This window comes from Streptomyces sp. NPDC029956, assembly GCF_055574655.1.
Map to the genome: position 1 here is coordinate 40,834 of NZ_JBVHZJ010000017.1, position 19,045 is coordinate 59,878.

Here is a 19,045-nt window from a genome sequence, read left to right on the forward strand (position 1 = left end):
CGTTTCCTGCTGTCGGTCCCCCTTTCTCTGACGTACGGTTTCTGCAGATGAGAGAAACACCCCGGGCGGAGCCTCCCCAGCCCCGTCCACACCGTGCCGTCGCGCACACCCCTGGAGCCTCGTGCTCCGGAACTCCTCACCGATCGGACGGCCGCCCGCCCCACACCCCCCGGGGCGTGCGGCGATCCGATCCTCTCGGCCGCTCTGGAACCACCCCCCCTGTTCCAGGGCGGCCGGCTCTCTTCTCGGCGCTCGTCGCCCTCGTCGTCGTGACCTGGCAGGTGCTCGTCCACGGCCCCTCGGCCAGGCTCGACGAGCGGGTGTCCCGGGCCGTGGTGGACTCGGTCCCCCGGCCCCTCTCCGAACTCGCCTCCGACCTCGGCAACATGACCGTCGCCCTGCCCGTCCTCGCCTGCGCGATGGCGTACGCGGTGTGGCGCGGCCGACGGCTCGCCGCCCTGTACGCGGGGCTGGCCATGGCCGCCGTCCCCCTCCTGGTGATCCCCCTCAAGGAGTGGACGGCCCGCCCCGGCCCGCTGGAACCCTGGGCGCACGGCTACTACCCCTCGGGCCACACGGCCACGGCCGCCGTCGCCTACTTCGGCGCGGCCTTCCTGGTCTCGAACCGGCTGATCCCCGTCGCCGCCGTGCTGACGGCGGTGACGGGGACCGGGCTTGTCCTACGGGGCTACCACTGGCCGCTGGACGTGCTGGCCAGCCTCTGCCTGTCGCTGCTGATCCTGGCGGTCAGCTCCAGTTGTACGCGTCGAAGTTGTTCGAGAACTGCCACTGGTTGAAGCGGTCCCAGTTGATCGACCAGGTCATCAGGCCGCGCAGGGCCGGCCAGGTGCCGTGGGTCTGGTAGGTGCCGCAGTCGGTCTTCTTCGTCAGGCAGTCCAGGGCCTTGTTCACCTCGGCGGGGGCCGTGTGGCCGTTGCCCGCCTGGGTGGAGGCCGGGAGGCCGATCGCGACCTGCTCGGGGCGGAGGGCCGGGAAGACGCGGTCGGTGTTGCCCGCGACCGGGAAGCCGGTGAGCAGCATGTCGGTCATCGCGATGTGGAAGTCGGCGCCGCCCATCGAGTGGTACTGGTTGTCGAGGCCCATGATGGAGCCCGAGTTGTAGTCCTGGACGTGCAGCAGGGTGAGGTCGTCGCGCAGGGCGTGGATGACCGGCAGGTAGGCGCCGGCGCGCGGGTCCTGGCCGCCCCAGGGGCCGGAGCCGTAGTACTGGTAGCCGAGCTGGACGAAGAAGGTCTCCGGGGCCATGGTCAGGACGAAGTTCTGGCCGTACTTGGCCTTGAGGGTCTTGACCGCCTGGATCAGGTTGACGATGACCGGGCTGGTCGGGTTCCGGAAGTCGGTGTCGCCGGTCTGGAGGGACAGCGAGTGGCCCTCGAAGTCGATGTCGAGGCCGTCGAGGCCGTACTCGTCGATGATCTTCGAGACGGAGGAGACGAACATGTCCCGCGCGGCGGTGGTGGAGAGCTGCACCTGGCCGTTCTGGCCGCCGATCGAGATCAGCACCTTCTTGCCGGCGGCCTGCTTGGCCTTGACGGCCGCCTTGAAGTCGGCGACCGACTCGACGTTCGGGCACTCCGTCGCCGGGCACAGGCTGAAGCGGATGTCGCCCGAGGTCACCGAGGTCGGCTCGCCGAAGGCGAGGTTGATGACGTCCCAGGAGGCGGGGACGTCGGCCATCCGGGTGTAGCCGGAGCCGTTGGCGAAGCTGGCGTGGAGGTAGCCGACGAGGGCGTGCGCGGGCAGGCCGGGGTTGCCCGGGTTGCCGCCGCTGGTCGTCGTCGCGCTCACGGTGGCCGACTTCGGGGACTCGCCCGCGCTGTTCACGGCGCTGACCTGGAAGGTGTACGCGGTGGAGGCGGTGAGTCCGGTGACGGTGGCCGAGGTGCCGCTGACCGTCTGGACCTTGGTGGTCCCCCGGTAGACGTTGTACGAGGTGGCGCCGGAGACCGGGGACCAGGTCAGCGGCACGGTGGTGGAGGTCGGGGAGCCCGCCGCGACGCCGGTGGGGGCGGCCGGGAGCTGCACCGGGTCGCCGCCCGGGCCGTAGAGGGAGAGGTCGTCGGCCTGGTAGGCGGGGGTGCCGTACCAGCCGTGGGTGTAGATCGTGACCGAGGTCGTCGAGGCGCCCGTCGTGAACGTGGTCGCGAGCCGCTGCCAGTCGGGGGCGGAGCCCGTCCAGGTGGACACGTCGGTGGTGCCCGTACCGGAGGCGCCGAGGTAGACGTAGCTGCCGCGCACCCAACCGCTGAGCGTGTAGGAGGAGTTGGGCTTGACGGTGACGGTCTGGGAGCAGCGGGCGTTGTCGCTGCCGGCAGGGGTCGCCTGGAGTGCCTTCGCGCCGCTGCGGGTGGGGGTGGAGACGGCGGTGCCGCTGCCGGCGGTGCAGGTCCAGCCGTCGAGGCCGGCCTCGAAGCCGCCGTTGCGGGCGAGTTCGGCGTCGGCGGCCTGGGCGGCGGGGCCGAGTGCGGCGAGTCCTCCGGCGGCTAGGACGCCCGCGAGGAGCAGGGTGAGAGGTCTGGCGCGGTCCACAACTGCCTCCGGGGGTGGGGGAATCGAGGTGGGAGCGCGCCACAGCATGGTCCAGACCAATCGAGTGGTCAAGACCTCTGTTCCCGACGTCCGCACGGCGGACGAACCGGTCCGCCCACCGTACGGACCACTCCCCCTACGTCCCCCCTCCCGCCCGCCCGATCCGCCCCGCCGCCTCATGCATCGCCAGCTCCAGGAGCGAGGCGTCGGTGAGGGTGCCCGCACCGTCCGGCGCCACCAGCCAGCGCACCCCACCGGTCACCCGGCCCGGGTACGGGACCACGATCCAGGTCCCGGCGCCCGCGCCGCGCACCCCGGTGCCGAGCCAGCGGGTCACCGTGCCCGGCGGGACGAAGAAGCCCATCCGGGCGTCGCCGAAGTCGGCGAGGACCGGGCCCGGTCGGCCCACCAGGCGGGTCAGGACGTCGAGGGTGGGGTAACCGAGCTCCGCCGGCAGGATCAGGACGTCCCAGCGCCTGCCCGCGGGCAGGAGCGCGACCCCGTGCGGGTTGCGCTCCCACTCCCACCGGCAGGCGTCGGGATCGGGTGCGACCGAAACCAGCCACTCCACCGCGCTCTTGGCGCCCGAGGCCCCCGTACCAGTCATCGCAACGGTCTCCTTCCGTGTGGACACGGTGTCCGTACGGAGAGAGCCATTCGGGCGGCTGCTCTTACGCGGTTTCAGCTACCCATCGGTTGTGATGTAGGCCACACCAGCACCCCGGGAGGTGGAGTCTCAGCTGTCGAAGCCGAGGCCCATCCGGTCCATCGCCTTCAGCCACAGGTTCCGGCGGCCGCCGTTCTCGTCGGCGCGCGCCATCGCCCACTTGGTGATGCCGATGCCGGCCCAGGCGATCGGCTCGGGCGGGAACGGCAGCGGCTTGTGGCGGACCATCTCGAGCTCGGTGCGCTCGGTCCGCTCCCCCGCCAGCAGGTCCAGCATCACGTCGCCGCCGAAGCGGGTGGCGCCGACGCCGAGGCCGGTGAAGCCGGCCGCGTACGCCACCTTGCCCTGGTAGGCCGTACCGAAGAAGGCCGAGAAACGGGAGCAGGTGTCGATCGCGCCGCCCCAGGCGTGGCTGAAGCGGAGCCCCTCCAGCTGCGGGAAGCAGTGGAAGAAGTGCTCGGCGAGCTTGAGGTAGGTCTCCGGGCGGTGGTCCATCTCGGCGCTGACCTTGCCGCCGAAGGGGTAGATCGCGTCGTAGCCGCCCCAGAGGATGCGGTGGTCGGCGGTGATCCGGAAGTAGTGGAACTGGTTGGCGGAGTCGCCGAGTCCCTGCCGGTTCTTCCAGCCGACGGAGGCGAGCTGCTCGGGACTGAGCGGCTCGGTCGTCAGGGCGTAGTCGTAGACCGGGACGGTGTACGCGCGCACGCGCTTGACCAGCGACGGGAAGACGTTGGTGCCGAGCGCGACCCGGCGGGCGAGGACGCGGCCGTACGGGGTGCGGACGCCCATGCCGGCGCCGACGGAGACGAGGTCGAGGCCGGGGGTGTTCTCGTAGATCCGTACGCCCAGGTCCAGGCAGGCCCGCTTGAGGCCCCAGGCCAGCTTGGCGGGGTTCAGCATGGCGACGCCGCGGCGGTCCCAGAGGCCGCCGAGGAAGGTCGGCGAGTCGACCTCGGCCCGGACGGCGTCCCGGTCGAGGAGTTCCAGGCCGTCCGCGAGACCGAGCCGGTCGATCTCCTCGTACATCTCGTGGAGTTCGTCGAGCTGGTACGGCTCGGTGGCGACGTCGATCTCGCCGGTGCGCTCGAAGTCGCAGTCCAGGGAGTAGCGGGCGACCGCCTCCTCGATGCCGTCGAGGTTGCGCTCGCCGAGCTGCTCCAGCTTCGGCAGCTCGCCCGGCCAGCGGGCGAGCCCGTTGCCGAAGCCGTGGGTGAGGGAGGCGGCGCAGAAGCCTCCGTTGCGGCCCGAGGCGGCCCAGCCCACCTCACGGCCTTCGATCAGTACGACATCCCGGGCGGGGTCGCGCTCCTTGGCGAGGAGCGCGGTCCACAGTCCGCTGTAGCCGCCGCCGACGACGAGGAGATCGCACTTCTCGGTGCCGGTGAGGGCGGGCAGGGCGCCGGGCTTGCCGGGGTCTTCCAGCCAGAAGGGGACGGGCTGGGCGTCGGAGAGAGATTGTGCAGCGAGACGCATGGCGACTGGGGCCATGGTTTCCAACTCCTTCGGTGCCTGAGCTGCGTTCTGCTCAGGCCGTTGCTGTTTTCTTGCGCCGGTTCGTAATGATTTGCCCGGCCACGACCACCAGTACCGCGAGCGCGAACATCGCGGTGCCGATGACGTTGATCTGAACGGGGGTTCCTCGCTGTGCCGAGCCCCAGACGAACATGGGGAAGGTGACGGTGGAGCCCGCGTTGAAGTTGGTGATGATGAAGTCGTCGAACGAGAGCGCGAAGGCGAGCAGGGCGCCGGCGGCGATGCCGGGGGCCGCGATCGGCAGGGTCACGCGCAGGAAGGTCTGCGTCGGCCCCGCGTAGAGGTCGCGCGCGGCCTCCTCCAGACGCGGGTCCATGGACATGACCCGGGCCTTGACCGCCGTCACGACGAACGACAGACAGAACATGACGTGGGCGATCAGGACCGTCCAGAAGCCGAGCTCGATCCCCATGTTGAGGAAGAGCGTGAGCAGCGAGGCGGCCATGACGACCTCGGGCATCGCCATCGGCAGGAAGATCAGCGAGTTGATCGCACCGCGCGCCCGGAAGCGGTAGCGGACGAGCGCGAAGGCGATCATCGTGCCGAGGACGACCGCGCCGACCGTCGCCCAGGCGGCGAGCTGGAGCGAGAGGGAGAGCGACTCGCACATGTCGGCGACGCCGCAGGGGTCCTTCCAGGCGTCGAGCGAGAACTCCTGCCAGGAGTAGTTGAAGCGTCCCTTCGGCCTGTTGAAGGAGAACACCATGACGACGAGGTTCGGCAGGATCATGTACGCGAGCGTCAGCAGGCCCGCGATGACGACGAGGTTGCGTCGTATCCAGCGCATCAGACCAGGTCCTCCGTTCCGGCACGGCGGATGTAGACGGTGACCATGACAAGGACGATCGCCATGAGGATGAAGGAGAGCGCGGCCGCCGTCGGGTAGTCGAGGACCCGCAGGAACTGCGACTGGATGACGTTGCCGACCATCTTGGTGTCGGTCGAGCCGAGCAGTTCGGCGTTGACGTAGTCGCCGCTCGCCGGGATGAAGGTGAGCAGGGTGCCGGAGACGACGCCGGGCATCGACAGCGGGAAGGTCACCTTGCGGAAGGTCGTCGCCGGGGAGGCGTACAGGTCCTGCGCGGCCTCGTGGAGCCGGCCGTCGATCCGCTCCAGGGAGGTGTAGAGGGGCAGGATCATGAAGGGGAGGAAGTTGTACGTGAGACCGCAGACGACCGCCATCGGGGTGGCGAGGACGCGGTCGCCCTCGGTCCAGCCGATCCAGCTGGTCACGTCGAGGACGTGCAGCGCGTTCAGCGCGTCGACGACGAGGCTGTCGTCGGCGAGGATCGTCTTCCAGGCCAGGGTCCGGATGAGGAAGCTGGTGAAGAAGGGCGCGATGACGAGGACGAGGAGCAGATTGCGCCAGCGGCCGGCCTTGAAGGCGATGAGGTACGCGAGCGGGTAGCCGAGCAGCAGACAGAGCAGGGTCGCGGTCCCGGCGTACAGCAGGGAGCGGACGAACTGCGGCCAGTACTCCTGGAAGGCGTCCCAGTAGGTCTGGAAGTGCCAGGTGACCTGGAAGCCCGCTTCGAGGGAGCCGGTCTGGACCGAGGTCGAGGCCTGGTAGACCAGCGGCAGCGCGAAGAAGACGAGCAGCCAGATGATGCCGGGCAGCAGCAGCCAGTAGGGGACGAGTCGCTTGCGGGTGGAGGGCTTGCGCAGAACCGGTTCCTCGACCGGTGCCGCCTCCTCCTTCTGGAGCGTGGAGGTGGTCATCCGGCGTCCTCCACCGTCTCCACACCCGCGTCGATGTCCTGAGCCGCGTCGAGCCCGAACGTGTGCGCCGGGTTCCAGTGCAGGACGACCTCGGCGCCGGGAAGGAGTCCCGCGCGCCTGTCGACGTTCTGCTCGTACACCTGGAGCTCCGCACCGGCCGGCGAGTTCACCACGTACTGGGTGGAGACGCCGATGAACGAGGAGTCGGCGATCCGGCCGGTGACCCGGTTGCGGCCGTCGGCTATCGAGTCGGCGTCGTCCTTGTGCGTCAGCGAGATCTTCTCGGGGCGGACGCCCACGAGCACCTTGCCGCCCTGGCGGACGGCGGAGGTACAGCGGTCGCCGGGGACCCGGAGCCTGCCGCCGCCGGCCGTGACGATCACGTCGCCGCCGGTCTCGACGACCTCGGCCTCGATGAGGTTGGAGGTGCCGAGGAAGTTGGCGACGAAGGTGGTGCTCGGGTTCTCGTACAGGTCGGCGGGGGCGCCGAGCTGCTCGACGCGGCCGCCGTTCATCACCGCGACCTGGTCGGCCATCGTCATGGCCTCCTCCTGGTCGTGGGTGACGTGCACGAAGGTGATGCCGACCTCGGTCTGGATCCGCTTGAGCTCCAGCTGCATCTGACGGCGCAGCTTGAGGTCGAGGGCGCCGAGCGGCTCGTCGAGGAGCAGCACCTGCGGGTGGTTGATGAGCGCGCGGGCCACGGCGACGCGCTGCTGCTGGCCGCCGGAGAGCTGGTGCGGCTTGTGCCGGGCCTTGTCGCCGAGCTGGACGAGCTCCAGCATGTCGTCGACCTGCTTCTTCACCGACCTGATGCCGCGGCGGCGCAGACCGAAGGCGATGTTCTCGGTGATGTCCATGTGCGGGAAGAGCGCGTAGGACTGGAAGACGGTGTTGACCGGCCGCTTGTACGGCGGGAGGTCGGTGACGTCCTTGTCGCCGAGGAAGACGGTGCCGGTGCTGGGGTCCTCCAGTCCGGCGATCATCCGCAGGGTGGTGGTCTTGCCGCAGCCCGAGGCGCCGAGGAGGGCGAAGAAGGAGCCCTGGGGGACGGTCAGGTCGAGCGGGTGGACGGCGGTGAAGGAGCCGTACGACTTGCTGATCCCGGTGAGACGGACGTCGCCGCCGCCAGTGTTCTTTCCGGTGTGAGCAGTCTTGTCAGTCATGGGTTGTGGTCCCGGGGAGTGAGAGAGGTGGACGACGGGGGCCTCAGGCGCCGATGAGCTTGGCGAACTTCTCCTCGTACGCCGTCTCCTCCGCGCTGGTGAGCGAGCGGAAGGCGTGCGACTTCTTGGCCATGGCCTTGTCCGGGAGGATCAGCGTGTTGTTCGCGAGTTCGGGGTCGATCTTGGCGAGCTCGTCCTTCACCCCGTCGACGGGGCACACGTAGTTGATGTACGCGGCGAGCTGGGCGGCGACGGGAAGCTCGTAGTAGTGGTCGATGAGCTTCTCGGCGTTGGTCTTGTGCCGGGCCTGGGCGGGGACGAGCAGGTTGTCGCTGGAGGTGATGTAACCGGCGGACGGGATCGAGAACTTGATGTCCGGGTTGTCCGCCTGGAGCTGGATGATGTCGCCGGCCCAGGCGAGGCAGGCGGCGATGTCGCCCTTGTCCAGGTCCGAGGTGTAGTCGTTGCCGGTGAAGCGGCGGATCTGCTTCTTGTCGACACCCTTCTGGAGGCGTCCGATCGCCGCGTCGTAGTCGGCGTCGGTGAAGTCGCCCGGGTCCTTGCCGAGGTCGAGCAGCGTCATCCCGACGGAGTCCCGCATCTCGGTGAGGAAGCCGACCCGGCCCTTGAGCGAAGGGTCGTCGAGGAGCTGGGTGACCGAGTCGACCTTCTTCCCGCCGGTCGCCTTGGCGTTGTACGCGATGACCGTGGAGATGCCGGTCCACGGGTACGAGTAGGCGCGGCCCGGGTCCCAGTCGGGGCTGCGGAACTGGGCGGAGAGGTTGGCGTACGCGTGGGGGAGGTTCGAGGGGTCGAGCTTCTGGGCCCAGCCGAGCCGGATCATCCGCGCGGCGAGCCAGTCGGTGACGCAGATCAGGTCGCGGCCGGTGTCCTGGCCGGCCGCGAGCTGCGGCTTGATCTTGCCGAAGAACTCGACGTTGTCGTTGATGTCCTCGGTGTACTTGACCTTGATCCCGGTGCGCTTCGCGAACGCCTCCAGGGTCGGGCGGGACTTCTCGTCCTCGCTGACGTCCATGTACTCGGTCCAGTTGGAGAAGGCGAGGGTCTTCTCCTTGGCCGACACGTCGGTGGAGGCGGGCCCCTGGCCCTCCCGCTTGGCCGGCGGGATGCCGCAGGCGCTCAGCGACGCGAGGCCTCCGACGGTGAGCGCGCCGACACCGCCCGCGCGCAGCATCGAACGGCGGCTGAGGGCGCCCCGGCCGCTCGTCAGGCTGCGACGTATCGCCGCCGTCTGCGCGGCGGAGAGGCTGTCGGGCTCGTACTGCTCCATGCGCTGTGCCCTTTCGGGATGGTTGCGCCGCTGGTCGGGCGGCGAATGCCACGCGGCGGTAGCCGCATTTCGGTTACGGACGGTCCCCGAAGATCGTGCGGTGCCAGTCCTTCGCGGCGACCGCGGTGTTGTCGAACATCACGTGCTTGACCTGCGTGTACTCCTCGAAGGAGTAGGCCGACATGTCCTTCCCGTAGCCAGATGCCTTGGTGCCGCCGTGGGGCATCTCGCTGATGATCGGGATGTGGTCGTTGACCCAGACGCAGCCGGCCTTGATCTCCCGGGTGGCACGGTTGGCCCGGTAGACGTCCCGGCTCCAGGCCGAGGCGGCCAGGCCGTACGGGGTGTCGTTGGCGAGCCGGATGCCCTCGTCGTCGCTGTCGAAGGGCAGGGCCACCAGGACCGGGCCGAAGATCTCCGACTGCACGACCTCACTGTCCTGCGCGGCGCCGGTGATCAGGGTCGGACGATAGTACGCACCGTCCTTGAGGTCTCCACCAGGTGCTTCACCGCCGGTGACGACGGTGGCGTAGCCGCGGGCCCGCTCCACGAAGGCGGCGACGCTGTCGCGGTGGCGGTGGCTGACGAGCGGGCCGAGGTCGGTGGCCGGGTCGAAGGGGTCGCCGAGCCGGACGGTCTCCATCAGTTCGGCGACGCGTGCGACGAACGCGTCGAAGAGCGGGCGCTGGACGTACGCGCGCGTGGCGGCGGTGCAGTCCTGGCCGCTGTTGATGAGGGAGGCGGCGACGGCGCCGTGGGCGGCGGCCTCCAGGTCGGCGTCGTCGAAGACCACGAAGGGGGCCTTGCCGCCGAGTTCGAGGTGGAGGCGCTTCACGGTGGCGGTGGCGATCTCGGCGACCCGCTTGCCGACGGGGGTGGAGCCGGTGAAGGAGGTCATGACGACGTCGGGGTGGCCGACGAGGTGTTCGCCGACGGTCTTCCCGGCGCCGTTGACGATGTTGACCACACCGTCGGGGATACCGGCCTCCTTCGCCGCCTGCGCGAACATCAGGGAGGTCAGCGGGGTGAGCTCGGCGGGCTTGAGGACGATCGTGTTGCCGGCGGCGATGGCCGGGAGGATCTTCCAGGCGGCCATCTGGAGCGGGTAGTTCCAGGGGGCGATGGAGCCGACGACGCCGATGGGTTCGCGGCGGATGTACGAGGTGTGGTCGCCGCTGTACTCGGCGGCGGACTGGCCCTGGAGGTGACGGGCGGCCCCCGCGAAGAAGGCGGTGTTGTCGACGGTGCCGGGCACGTCGAACTCGGTGGTGAGCCTGAGCGGCTTGCCGCACTGGAGGGACTCGACGCGGGCGAAGTCCTCGGCCCACTCGGCGAGGACGCCGGCGAAGCGGTGGAGCGCGTCGGAGCGCTCCCCGGGGGTGGCGCCGGCCCAGCCGGGGAAAGCGGCCTTGGCGGCGGCGACGGCCTCGTCGACGTCGGCCGTGGAGGCGAGCGCGTAGGTGTACACGCTCTCCCCGGTCGCCGGATCGATCACGCTGTGTTCCTGACCGGAGGTTCCGGCGCGGAGCCGCCCGCCGATGTACTGTGCGCCGTCCGCGAAGCGGTCCGTCACCTGGAAGCGGTTGCCCATGACGCTCTCCGTTGTTCCAGCTCGAATTGAGTGCCGATCCTGACAGAGGGACGATGTCCCAACAAGTGATTCCGTTGTTGCCTTTTGATTACGCGACGGAATCGGTCGACCATGTGTCGAGGCGGCCGGAATATCTCCGTACCAAGTGTCCGTGGCGGATGCCACACTCGCGTGCATGAGCGAGCTCGAGTCTCTGATACAGCAGGTCAACAGGGGTGACCGGGTGAAGTGGCTGCACTTCTGGGGTCACCGTCCGCACCCGGACGGTCGGCTCTCGGCGAGCTGTCTCAGCCAGTGGTGGCCTGCACCCTTCGTGGTCTCCGGCGTGTCGTACGCGACGGCCGAGCACTGGATGATGGCGGCCAAGGCCCGGCTCTTCGAGGACGCCGAGGCGGAACGGGCCGCGCTGTCCGCCCGTACCCCGGCGGAGGCCAAGAAGGCGGGCCGGCTCGTCCGGGGCTTCGACGACACGGTGTGGGCACGGGAGCGCTTCGGGATCGTCGTCGAGGGCAGCGTCCACAAGTTCTCCTCGGACGAGTCCCTGCGCGCCTACCTCCTGGGCACCGGCACCCGGGTCCTCGTGGAGGCCAGCCCCGTGGACCGCGTCTGGGGCATCGGCCTGGCGGCCGACGACCCCCGCGCCCACGACCCGGCGAGCTGGCGCGGCGGCAACCTCCTGGGCTTCGCCCTGATGGAGGCACGGGAGCGGCTGCGCCAGGGCGCGTGAGACGCACCGGCGGGACGCCGAGGGCCCCGCACCTCGACGAGGTGCGGGGCCCTTGACCGTGGGATAACCCCCGGAGTGACCGTGGGTCGCTCAGCGGCTGCCGCTCTCGACCACCAGGCTCGACGCGAACGGGTCCTCGTCGTATCCGGAGTCGTCGAACGACGACGAGTCCTGCGAGGCCGCCCAGATGATGAAGCCCAGGAAGACGGCGCTGACCAGGGTGCCGATGGAGCCGAGCACGATGCCCGCGACGGCCATGCCCCGGTTGGTCGCCTCGCCCCGGCCGCACTTCTTGATGCCGATGATGCCGAAGATCAGCGCCAGGATGCCGAGGATCGCGCCCAAGCCCCACAGGCAGAAGCCCGCCACCGAGATGATGCCGAGCACCATCGAGGCCGTCCCCATGCCGTTGGACGGGGACTGCTGCCAGCCGGGCTGGCCGGGGTATCCGCCGCCGGTCGACGGATAGCCGGGATAGCCGTACCCCGAGCTCGCCGGGGCGGGCGGCGGGGTCACCGCCGACGGGTACCCGTACCCGCCGGAGGCGGGCGCCGCCGGATAGCCGTACGCGCCGGGCGTGGCCGCGGGCCCGCCGGGTGCCACCGGTGGCGGCGGCACGTCGGTGGGGCCGGGCTGTGCCAGCGGAACGGACGTGACGGTCTGCTGGTCGTGCACCGGCGACGGAGTCGTCGGCTTGCTCAGTTCCACCCCGTCGCGGTTCGGCGGAGCCCACGGGTCCGTCGGGTCGTACCCGCCCCGCGACTGGTCTTGGTTGTCAGACATGGGCCTCCCCCATCATGGTCCCGCCATGCTACGGCCTCACTCCTGAGGGGGACCCGTCCGGCCTACGATGACGGGATGACCGATCTCCATCCCTTCATCGCGGGCCTGCCCAAGGCGGAGCTGCACGTCCACCACGTCGGCTCCGCCTCGCCCCGGATCGTCGCCGAGCTCGCCGCCCGGCACCCCGACTCCAAGGTCCCCACGGACCCGGAGGCGCTGACCGACTACTTCACGTTCACCGACTTCGCGCACTTCATCGACGTCTACCTCTCGGTCGTCGATCTGGTCCGCACCCCCGAGGACGTCCGGCTGCTGACCTTCGAGGTCGCCCGTGACATGGCCCGGCAGAACATCCGGTACGCCGAACTGACCATCACCCCCTACTCCTCCACCCGCCGGGGCATCGACGAGCACGCCTTCATGGAAGCCATCGAGGACGCCCGCAAGGCGGCCGAGGCCGAGTTCGGCACCGTCCTGCGCTGGTGCTTCGACATCCCGGGCGAGGCCGGCCTGGCCTCCGCCGAGGAGACCGCCCGCCTCGCCACCACCGACGGGCTGCGCCCCGAGGGCCTGGTCTCCTTCGGTCTCGGCGGCCCGGAGATCGGCGTGCCGCGCCCGCAGTTCAAGCCGTACTTCGACCGGGCGCGGGCGGCCGGCCTGCACTCCGTCCCGCACGCGGGCGAGACGACCGGCCCGCAGACCGTCTGGGACGCGATCAACGACCTGGGTGCCGAGCGCATCGGCCACGGCACCAGCTCGGTCCAGGACCCGGTGCTCCTCGCCCACCTCGCGGAGCACCGCATCGCCCTGGAGGTCTGCCCGACCTCGAACATCGCCACCCGGGCCGTCGCCACCCTGGACGAGCACCCGATCCGGCAGATGGTGGACGCCGGTGTCCTCGTCACGATCAACAGCGACGACCCGCCGATGTTCGGCACCGACCTGAACAACGAGTACGCGGTGGCCGCCCGGCTCCTCGGACTCGACGAGCGCGGTGTCGCCGCCCTCGCGAAGAACGCGGTGGAGGCCTCGTTCCTCGACCCTGCCGGGAAGGCCGGGATCGCCGCCGAGATCGACGCGTACACCGACGCCTGGCTCGCGCGCTGACGACTCGCTCGCACGCCCACGACGGCGAGAATGGGCCCATGGACTCCGACACCGCCATGGACCCGACCGCCGTCCTGAAAGCCGCCGAGACCACGGCCTCCGTCACCGTCGTGGGCCATCGCGGCGACCCGTACCGCGTCCGCGAGAACACCCTCGGCTCGATCGCCTCGGCGATCGAGCGGGGGGCGGACGCGGTCGAGGTCGACGTCCGGCTGACGAAGGACGGCGTGCCCGTCCTCCTCCACGACGACACCCTCAAGCGCCTGTGGGGCCATGACCGCCCGCTCTCCGTGCTCTCGTACGAGCAGGTCCGGGAGCTCACGTACGACGGGGTCCCGACCCTGCGCGAGGCGCTGCTCACCGCCGGGGACAAGCGGCTGATGCTGGACCTGCCGGGCGGCGACGAGGACTCGGTCCGCACCATCGTCCGTACGGTCCGCGAGTGCGGCGCCGGTGAGCGCGTCTACTACTGCGCGGGGGCCGTCGCCATGCTCCAGGTGCGGGCCGCCGACCCGTCCGCCGAGATCGCCCTCACCTGGACCTCGCTCGCCCCGCCCCGCCCGATCCTGCTCGACGTGGTCCGGCCCCGCTGGCTCAACTACCGCTTCGGCCTGGTGAGTCGGGCCCTGACCGACCGGGTGCACCGGGACGGTCTCCTCGTCTCGGCCTGGACGGCGGACACCTCCCGCACCATGCGTAAGCTGATCAGGAACGGGGTCGACTCCATCACCACGAACCGGGTCGACGCACTCGCCGCCGTCCTGCGAAAGGCCCAGGGATGAACGACCGGATCCGGACCGACATCGCCCACAACGCCCGGGTGTGGAACTACTGGCTCGGCGGCAAGGACAACTACCCGGTCGACCGCGCGGTCGGCGACCAGGTCACCGGCTTCTACCCGAGCATCGGCGAAGTGGCCCGCGCGGACCGGGCGTTCCTCGGCCGCGCCGTCACCTTCCTCGCCGCGGACGCCGGGGTGCGCCAGTTCCTCGACATCGGTACGGGCCTGCCGACCGCCGACAACACCCATGAGGTCGCCCAGCGGGCCGCTCCCGACGCCCGGATCGTCTACGTCGACAACGATCCGATCGTCCTCACCCACGCCCGCGCGCTCCTGACGAGCGCGCCGGAGGGCGTCACCGACTACGTGGACGCCGACGCCCACGACCCGGAGAAGATCCTGGCGGCGGCCGGCGCGACCCTCGACCTCTCCCGGCCGGTCGCCGTGATGATGCTCGGCATCCTCAACTTCGTCCTGGACACCAGCGCGGCCCGGACGATCGTCCGCACCCTGATGGACGCCGTCCCCTCCGGCAGCTACCTGGTCCTGACCCACCCCACCCTGGAGCCGGAGCTCGGCGGCGAGGGCAACGAGGCCGCCATGGCCTTCTGGAACGAGAACGCGACCCCGCCGATCACCGCCCGCAGCCGCGCCGAGTTCGCCTCCTTCCTCGACGGCCTCGACCTCCTGGAGCCGGGCATCCTGTCCTGCTCGCGCTGGCGCGCGACGACCGGGGACGCCCCCGTGGTCGCGCAGCTCGGCGCGGTGGGCCGCAAGCCGTAGTGGCCGTACGGGGGAACGAGCGCGTACGGGGAAACCTCCGCGACCGGTGGGAGCGGGCGCGGAGCTGGAGCGGTGCCAACCCGTGGGCGGTGGACCTCGGGATCGCGCTGCTCGTCCAGGCGGCGATGACGATGCCGTTCGTGGTGCCGCGCCCGCCCGAGATCGAACCGGCGACCTGGCCCGCGTACGGACTGACGACGCTCACGGTGATCCCGCTCGTCTGGCGGCGGCGGGCGCCGGTGGCCGTACTCCTGGCGATCCTCGCGACGAGCACGCTGTACGTGCTGGCCCTGGACGGGCCGGGCCAGCCGCTGCCGTACACCGGGCTCGTCATCGTCTACACGATCGCGCTGCACTCGCCGGCGTGGAAACGGCTCACCACGGCAGGACTGATGACGGTCGCGGTGCCGGCCTCGGTGTGGCTCAACACCCAGTCGGCCCGTGAACTGACCTTCTCGCTCTTCGTGTTCGGGGCCGCCTATGTCTTCGGCCGGCTCCAGGACGCCCGGCAGCGGGCGCACCTGATCGAGGCCGAGCAGGCCGCCGCACGGGAACGGGCCCGGATCGCACGGGAGATGCACGACATCCTGTCGCACGCGGTGAGCCTGATGATCGTGCAGGCGGAGGCGGGCCCCGTGGCGGTGCGCACGGCGCCGGAGCGCGCCGAGGCGGCGTTCGACGCGATCTCGGAGACGGGCCGCGAGGCGATGACCCAGCTGCGGCAGATGCTGGGGCTGCTGCGGGAGGGCGCCGAGGGGGCGCCGCCCCGCGAGCCGCAGCCGGACCTCTCCGGGATCCCCGCCCTGGTGGAGCGGGTGAGGTCCGGCGGTCTGCAGGTGGAGTACACGACGGAGGGCGGCGTACGGGCGCTGCCGGCGGCGACGGGCGCGAGCGCCTACCGGATCGTGCAGGAGGCCCTGACGAACGTCGTCAGGCACGCGGGCGCCCGCCGGGCCGACGTCCGGCTCGCCCACGCCGACGGCGTCCTGCGGGTCACGGTGACGGACGACGGACGCGGCCCCTCGCAGGTACCGGCCGGACGCGGCCCCGGCGGCCACGGCCTCACCGGTATCCGGGAGCGGGCCGCCGCACACGGCGGGACGGTGGCCACCGGCCCGGGACCGGACGGCCGGGGGTTCGAGGTGCGGGTCCTGCTCCCCGTACCCTCCACGGCGGAGGTGGGGAGATGACGACGATCCGGGTGGTGGTCGCGGACGACCAGGAACTGGTCCGCAGCGGCTTCGCGATGATCCTCGACGCGCAGCCGGACATCGAGGTGGTGGCCGAGGCCGGAGACGGCGCCGAGGCGGTCGAGGCGGTGCGCCGGCACGCCCCGGACGTGGCGCTGCTCGACATCCGGATGCCCGGCACCGACGGCATCGAGGCCTGCCGGGAGATCAGCGCGGGCACCGGCTGCCGGACGGTGATCCTGACGACCTTCGACACCGACGCGTACGTGTACGAGGCGCTGCACGCGGGCGCGAGCGGCTTCCTCCTCAAGGACGTGCGCAGGGACGATCTGGTGCACGCGGTACGGGTGGTGGCGGCGGGCGACTCGCTGCTCGCGCCGTCCGTGGCCCGCCGCCTGGTCGAGCAGTACACCGCGGGCGGCCCGCGCAGGACCGCCCCCGACGTCCGGCTCGACGTGCTGACGGGCCGGGAGCGGGAGACCCTGCTGCTCCTCGCGCGCGGTCTCTCCAACGCGGAGATCGCGGCGGAGCTGGTGGTCAGCGACCACACGGTGAAGACCCATGTGGGGAACGTGCTCGCCAAGCTCGGTCTGCGGGACCGCATCCAGGCGGTGATCTGCGCGTACGAGACGGGGCTGGTCGCGGCGGGCTCTCCCCCGCCCGGGGGAGGCGAGGGGCCGGGCTCCTCCCCCGGGTCGGCGAGGAACTGACCGGCGGAAGACCCCCGGTGCGGGCGATCCGTCGATCGCCGCAGGTCAGCAGGATGGAGCCATCGAGAACAACGGCTCACACCACCGGAGTTGACCATGACGAAGTCCACCCGCACGCTGCTCGCCGCCGCCCTGGTCCTGGGGGTCGCGGCGGGCCCGGCCCTGACCCCGGCCTTCGCGGCACCGGCCTCCGCGCCCCCCTCGGCGGCCGCGTCGGCCGCGTCGGCCGCACAACCGACCAGCCCGGACCTGAGCGCGGCGATCGCCGGACTCCCCCGGGCCGACGCCACGGCCGCGCTCGTCCGGGTCGGCGGCACCGAAGGTTCCTGGCAGGGCAGTTCAGGAGTAAACGACCTGACGACCGGCGCCCCGGCGGACCCGGCCGCCCGCTTCCGCGCCGGATCGGTGACGAAGGTCTTCACGGCCGCGACCGTCCTCCAGCTGGCGTCCGAGCGCCGGATCGACCTGGACCGCACGGCCCGCTCGTACCTGCCGGAGCTGATCCCCGGCCGGTACGCCACGGTGACCGTCCGCCAGCTCCTGAACCACACCCATGGCATCCCGGCCCCCGAACTGGCCGTCGGCGACACGGTGGAGGAGTGGTACGCCCACCGCTTCGACATCCACAGCCCGGAGGCCATGGTCCGCTCGGCCACGGCGAAGCCCCGCGAGTTCCGGCCCGGCACGAAGCAGCACTACCTCAACATCGGGTACACGATCGCCGCTCTGATCGTCGAGCGGGTGACGGGCGACTCGTACGAGCACCAGGTGGAGCGGCGCATCCTGCGCCCGCTGGGTCTGCGGGACACGTATCTCCCGGGCGAGGCCGCCGAGCTCGTCGGCCCGTACAACCACGGCTACCAGACCATGCGGCTCGACGACGGGACGACCGGCCTGCGCGACGTCTCGGTGTGGGGGGTGACGGACGGCTGGGCGGCCGGTGACCTCGTCTCGACCACGGCCGACCTGGAGCGGTTCACCCGGGCGCTGTTCGCGGGCCGGGTGGTGCGCGGGCCGCTCCTGGAGGAGATGTTCACCCTGCCGAAGGTCGCGGACCTGAAGTCCGGCGATCCGGCGGCGTACTCCGCGGGTCTGTCGATGAAGAGGCTCGGCGGCCGCGAGGTCTGGGGCAAGACCGGCGGCCGCTGGGGGTACAACGCGGCCGTCGCCTCCACCCGAGACGGCGCGCGCACCCTCGTCTACAGCGTCAACTCCACCGACGCGAAGGGCCAGGACATGAACCCGACCGCCCTGAACGTCATGGTGGCGGCGTACGGCCTGCCGGACTAGCCGATGCCGGCCGGTACGGGCTCCGGTGCCGCCGTCGCGGTGGCGGCCTCCAGCCGCTTGATCAGCCGGCGTACGTGGAGCAGCGGCAGGATCCCGATGACGCCGAAGGACATGTCGATGACCGACCACCAGAAGGGGATGTCCCGGAGGGGTCCGCAGATCAGGGCGAGCGGGATGATGCCGACGCAGGCGATCATGCCGAACTCGACGACCCAGATGTTGCGGACGGGTTCGCGGTAGGCGCCGTAGAAGGCGACCGCGATGACGAGGTGGGCGAAGGCGAGCCAGTCGGTGCCGTAGAGCAGGTACGGGGCCTGCTCGTCGGCGGTCTCGAGACCGCCCCGTACCCGGTCGATCCATTCGGCGAGCCCGGGGAGGAGGTCGGCCACGGGAGCCGCCCAGCCGTCGAGCGAGGAGTCCAGCAGCCGGAGTTCGGTGACGAGCGGGAACGCGGTGATCCCGCTCAGGACCAGGCAGACGACGAAGACGATCAGCCAGACGCGGATGCGCGTGAGAAGGGCTCTCGGCCCGTTCGAGTCGCTCATGGGGGAAGCCTACGCCTCTCTTGAACGTGTTCAGAAATGGGGGGCCAGTCGGCGCGCCACCGCGTGCGCGACGACGGCGGCGGCCGCCGCCACCCCCAGTCCGGTGACCGTGCCGCGGAGTCCGGCCGGGCGGAGCACGCCCGCCCGGCGCAGCCGCCCGCGCGCCCGGAGGGTGAAGGGGATGACCACGAGCGGCGAGGTGAGCCGGGTGTCACCCCTCGCACCGCGGCGGCCTGCGCGAGGTGGACGAGGCCGCGCAGGCCGAACCCGTTCAGGGCCCCCCGGTAAAGGCGGATCGGCCGCCGGTGCGGGCCCCGGCCACGGCGGCGGCGCCGACGACGGCCGCCATCACCCCGGCGGCGAGGGCGAATTCGCGCTCGCCGCCGGACTCGGCGGCCTTCCAGACGGCCTCCGGCACTCCGGGTAACCGCTCGCGCAGCATCGGCAGGTCCTCCCGCAGCCGACGGGGACCGAGGGCGAGTTCCTCGGCGTCGTGGACGGCCCGGGCGAGGAACAGGCCGTAGGCGGCCTGGGGGGGGGGGGGGGGGGGGGGGGGGGGGCGGGGGGGATGGCCCGGCACAAACCACACTACCACAACCTCTCTCCCCCTCC

Annotated in this window: 18 protein-coding genes and 1 pseudogene; 8 read left to right on the forward strand and 11 right to left on the reverse strand. The window is 71.1% G+C overall.

The window, feature by feature from the left end; translation table 11 throughout:
* Positions 1–47: 47 nt before the first annotated feature.
* Positions 48–797: a phosphatase PAP2 family protein gene (locus ACZ4XX_RS16165; RefSeq protein WP_468508560.1), complete on the forward strand. Its 750-nt coding sequence runs from the start codon at positions 48–50 to the stop codon at positions 795–797.
* On the opposite strand, the gene ACZ4XX_RS16170 is transcribed toward ACZ4XX_RS16165, so the two are convergent.
* The 8 genes from ACZ4XX_RS16170 to ACZ4XX_RS16205 all read right to left on the reverse strand — a co-directional run bounded on the left by ACZ4XX_RS16170 (position 748) and on the right by ACZ4XX_RS16205 (position 10,517).
* Complete coding sequence (locus tag ACZ4XX_RS16170) at positions 748–2,550, reverse strand: chitinase (RefSeq protein WP_468508634.1); 1,803 nt, start codon at positions 2,548–2,550, stop codon at positions 748–750. The genes ACZ4XX_RS16165 and ACZ4XX_RS16170 overlap by 50 nt on opposite strands.
* Positions 2,551–2,686: 136 nt before the next feature.
* Positions 2,687–3,157, reverse strand: coding sequence for a hypothetical protein (locus tag ACZ4XX_RS16175; protein ID WP_468508561.1), 471 nt, complete (start codon positions 3,155–3,157; stop codon positions 2,687–2,689).
* Positions 3,158–3,286: 129 nt separating this feature from the next.
* On the reverse strand, positions 3,287–4,705 hold the full coding sequence (locus ACZ4XX_RS16180; RefSeq protein WP_468508562.1) for an NAD(P)/FAD-dependent oxidoreductase: 1,419 nt from the start codon (positions 4,703–4,705) through the stop codon (positions 3,287–3,289).
* 37 nt (positions 4,706–4,742) lie between these two features.
* Positions 4,743–5,537 carry an ABC transporter permease gene (locus ACZ4XX_RS16185; RefSeq protein ID WP_468508563.1) on the reverse strand — a complete coding sequence of 265 codons (795 nt, stop codon included), beginning with the start codon at positions 5,535–5,537 and terminating at the stop codon, positions 4,743–4,745.
* The gene (locus ACZ4XX_RS16190) at positions 5,537–6,469 is read right to left on the reverse strand and encodes an ABC transporter permease (protein WP_468508564.1); all 933 of its coding nucleotides are present in this window, start codon (positions 6,467–6,469) and stop codon (positions 5,537–5,539) included. The genes ACZ4XX_RS16185 and ACZ4XX_RS16190 overlap by 1 nt, the downstream gene beginning before the upstream one ends.
* Complete coding sequence (locus tag ACZ4XX_RS16195; RefSeq protein ID WP_468508565.1) at positions 6,466–7,635, reverse strand: ABC transporter ATP-binding protein; 1,170 nt, start codon at positions 7,633–7,635, stop codon at positions 6,466–6,468. Before ACZ4XX_RS16195 ends, ACZ4XX_RS16190 begins: the two co-directional genes overlap by 4 nt.
* Before the next feature lie 43 nt (positions 7,636–7,678).
* Positions 7,679–8,926, reverse strand: coding sequence for an ABC transporter substrate-binding protein (locus ACZ4XX_RS16200; protein WP_468508566.1), 1,248 nt, complete (start codon positions 8,924–8,926; stop codon positions 7,679–7,681).
* Between the two features lie 73 nt (positions 8,927–8,999).
* Complete coding sequence (locus tag ACZ4XX_RS16205; protein WP_468508567.1) at positions 9,000–10,517, reverse strand: gamma-aminobutyraldehyde dehydrogenase; 1,518 nt, start codon at positions 10,515–10,517, stop codon at positions 9,000–9,002.
* Between the two features lie 175 nt (positions 10,518–10,692).
* Between ACZ4XX_RS16205 and ACZ4XX_RS16210 the strand changes: the two genes are divergently transcribed.
* Complete coding sequence (locus ACZ4XX_RS16210) at positions 10,693–11,244, forward strand: NADAR family protein (RefSeq protein WP_468508568.1); 552 nt, start codon at positions 10,693–10,695, stop codon at positions 11,242–11,244.
* A gap of 90 nt (positions 11,245–11,334) precedes the next feature.
* On the opposite strand, the gene ACZ4XX_RS16215 is transcribed toward ACZ4XX_RS16210, so the two are convergent.
* Positions 11,335–12,027, reverse strand: coding sequence for a DUF4190 domain-containing protein (locus ACZ4XX_RS16215; RefSeq protein ID WP_468508569.1), 693 nt, complete (start codon positions 12,025–12,027; stop codon positions 11,335–11,337).
* A gap of 75 nt (positions 12,028–12,102) precedes the next feature.
* On the opposite strand from ACZ4XX_RS16215, the gene ACZ4XX_RS16220 reads away from it, so the two are divergent.
* The 6 genes from ACZ4XX_RS16220 (at position 12,103) to ACZ4XX_RS16245 (ending at position 17,888) form a co-directional block, all read left to right on the forward strand.
* Positions 12,103–13,134, forward strand: a complete 1,032-nt coding sequence (locus ACZ4XX_RS16220) for an adenosine deaminase (protein ID WP_468508570.1) — start codon at positions 12,103–12,105, stop codon at positions 13,132–13,134.
* 38 nt (positions 13,135–13,172) lie between these two features.
* Positions 13,173–13,916 (forward strand): glycerophosphodiester phosphodiesterase, encoded by a 744-nt coding sequence (locus ACZ4XX_RS16225; RefSeq protein ID WP_468508571.1) that lies wholly within the window; start codon positions 13,173–13,175, stop codon positions 13,914–13,916.
* Positions 13,913–14,698, forward strand: a complete 786-nt coding sequence (locus ACZ4XX_RS16230) for an SAM-dependent methyltransferase (protein ID WP_468508572.1) — start codon at positions 13,913–13,915, stop codon at positions 14,696–14,698. The genes ACZ4XX_RS16225 and ACZ4XX_RS16230 overlap by 4 nt, the downstream gene beginning before the upstream one ends.
* The gene (locus ACZ4XX_RS16235) at positions 14,698–15,888 is read left to right on the forward strand and encodes a sensor histidine kinase (protein WP_468508573.1); all 1,191 of its coding nucleotides are present in this window, start codon (positions 14,698–14,700) and stop codon (positions 15,886–15,888) included. Before ACZ4XX_RS16230 ends, ACZ4XX_RS16235 begins: the two co-directional genes overlap by 1 nt.
* Positions 15,885–16,598, forward strand: coding sequence for a response regulator transcription factor (locus ACZ4XX_RS16240; protein ID WP_468508574.1), 714 nt, complete (start codon positions 15,885–15,887; stop codon positions 16,596–16,598). The genes ACZ4XX_RS16235 and ACZ4XX_RS16240 overlap by 4 nt, the downstream gene beginning before the upstream one ends.
* 96 nt (positions 16,599–16,694) lie before the next feature.
* The gene (locus ACZ4XX_RS16245) at positions 16,695–17,888 is read left to right on the forward strand and encodes a serine hydrolase domain-containing protein (RefSeq protein ID WP_468508575.1); all 1,194 of its coding nucleotides are present in this window, start codon (positions 16,695–16,697) and stop codon (positions 17,886–17,888) included.
* Here ACZ4XX_RS16245 and ACZ4XX_RS16250 read toward each other — a convergent pair.
* Together ACZ4XX_RS16250 and ACZ4XX_RS16255 are read right to left on the reverse strand one after the other, a co-directional pair.
* Positions 17,885–18,433: a hypothetical protein gene (locus ACZ4XX_RS16250; protein ID WP_468508576.1), complete on the reverse strand. Its 549-nt coding sequence runs from the start codon at positions 18,431–18,433 to the stop codon at positions 17,885–17,887. The two genes, ACZ4XX_RS16245 and ACZ4XX_RS16250, sit on opposite strands and share 4 nt — an antisense overlap.
* A gap of 30 nt (positions 18,434–18,463) precedes the next feature.
* A pseudogene (locus ACZ4XX_RS16255) lies at positions 18,464–19,013 on the reverse strand (HXXEE domain-containing protein).
* Positions 19,014–19,045: the final 32 nt, after the last annotated feature.

Bases quoted from the DNA above. Each gene is read 5' to 3' on its own strand.
- ACZ4XX_RS16220 (WP_468508570.1), top strand. From the start codon at position 12,103: ATGACCGATCTCCATCCCTTCATCGCGGGCCTGCCCAAGGCGGAGCTG.
- ACZ4XX_RS16200 (WP_468508566.1), bottom strand. From the start codon at position 8,926: ATGGAGCAGTACGAGCCCGACAGCCTCTCCGCCGCGCAGACGGCGGCG.
- ACZ4XX_RS16180 (WP_468508562.1), bottom strand. From the start codon at position 4,705: ATGGCCCCAGTCGCCATGCGTCTCGCTGCACAATCTCTCTCCGACGCC.
- ACZ4XX_RS16190 (WP_468508564.1), bottom strand. From the start codon at position 6,469: ATGACCACCTCCACGCTCCAGAAGGAGGAGGCGGCACCGGTCGAGGAA.
- ACZ4XX_RS16205 (WP_468508567.1), bottom strand. From the start codon at position 10,517: ATGGGCAACCGCTTCCAGGTGACGGACCGCTTCGCGGACGGCGCACAG.
- ACZ4XX_RS16215 (WP_468508569.1), bottom strand. From the start codon at position 12,027: ATGTCTGACAACCAAGACCAGTCGCGGGGCGGGTACGACCCGACGGAC.
- ACZ4XX_RS16250 (WP_468508576.1), bottom strand. From the start codon at position 18,433: ATGAGCGACTCGAACGGGCCGAGAGCCCTTCTCACGCGCATCCGCGTC.
- ACZ4XX_RS16230 (WP_468508572.1), top strand. From the start codon at position 13,913: ATGAACGACCGGATCCGGACCGACATCGCCCACAACGCCCGGGTGTGG.
- ACZ4XX_RS16210 (WP_468508568.1), top strand. From the start codon at position 10,693: ATGAGCGAGCTCGAGTCTCTGATACAGCAGGTCAACAGGGGTGACCGG.
- ACZ4XX_RS16185 (WP_468508563.1), bottom strand. From the start codon at position 5,537: ATGCGCTGGATACGACGCAACCTCGTCGTCATCGCGGGCCTGCTGACG.
- ACZ4XX_RS16240 (WP_468508574.1), top strand. From the start codon at position 15,885: ATGACGACGATCCGGGTGGTGGTCGCGGACGACCAGGAACTGGTCCGC.
- ACZ4XX_RS16165 (WP_468508560.1), top strand. From the start codon at position 48: ATGAGAGAAACACCCCGGGCGGAGCCTCCCCAGCCCCGTCCACACCGT.
- ACZ4XX_RS16245 (WP_468508575.1), top strand. From the start codon at position 16,695: ATGACGAAGTCCACCCGCACGCTGCTCGCCGCCGCCCTGGTCCTGGGG.
- ACZ4XX_RS16175 (WP_468508561.1), bottom strand. From the start codon at position 3,157: ATGACTGGTACGGGGGCCTCGGGCGCCAAGAGCGCGGTGGAGTGGCTG.
- ACZ4XX_RS16195 (WP_468508565.1), bottom strand. From the start codon at position 7,635: ATGACTGACAAGACTGCTCACACCGGAAAGAACACTGGCGGCGGCGAC.
- ACZ4XX_RS16225 (WP_468508571.1), top strand. From the start codon at position 13,173: ATGGACTCCGACACCGCCATGGACCCGACCGCCGTCCTGAAAGCCGCC.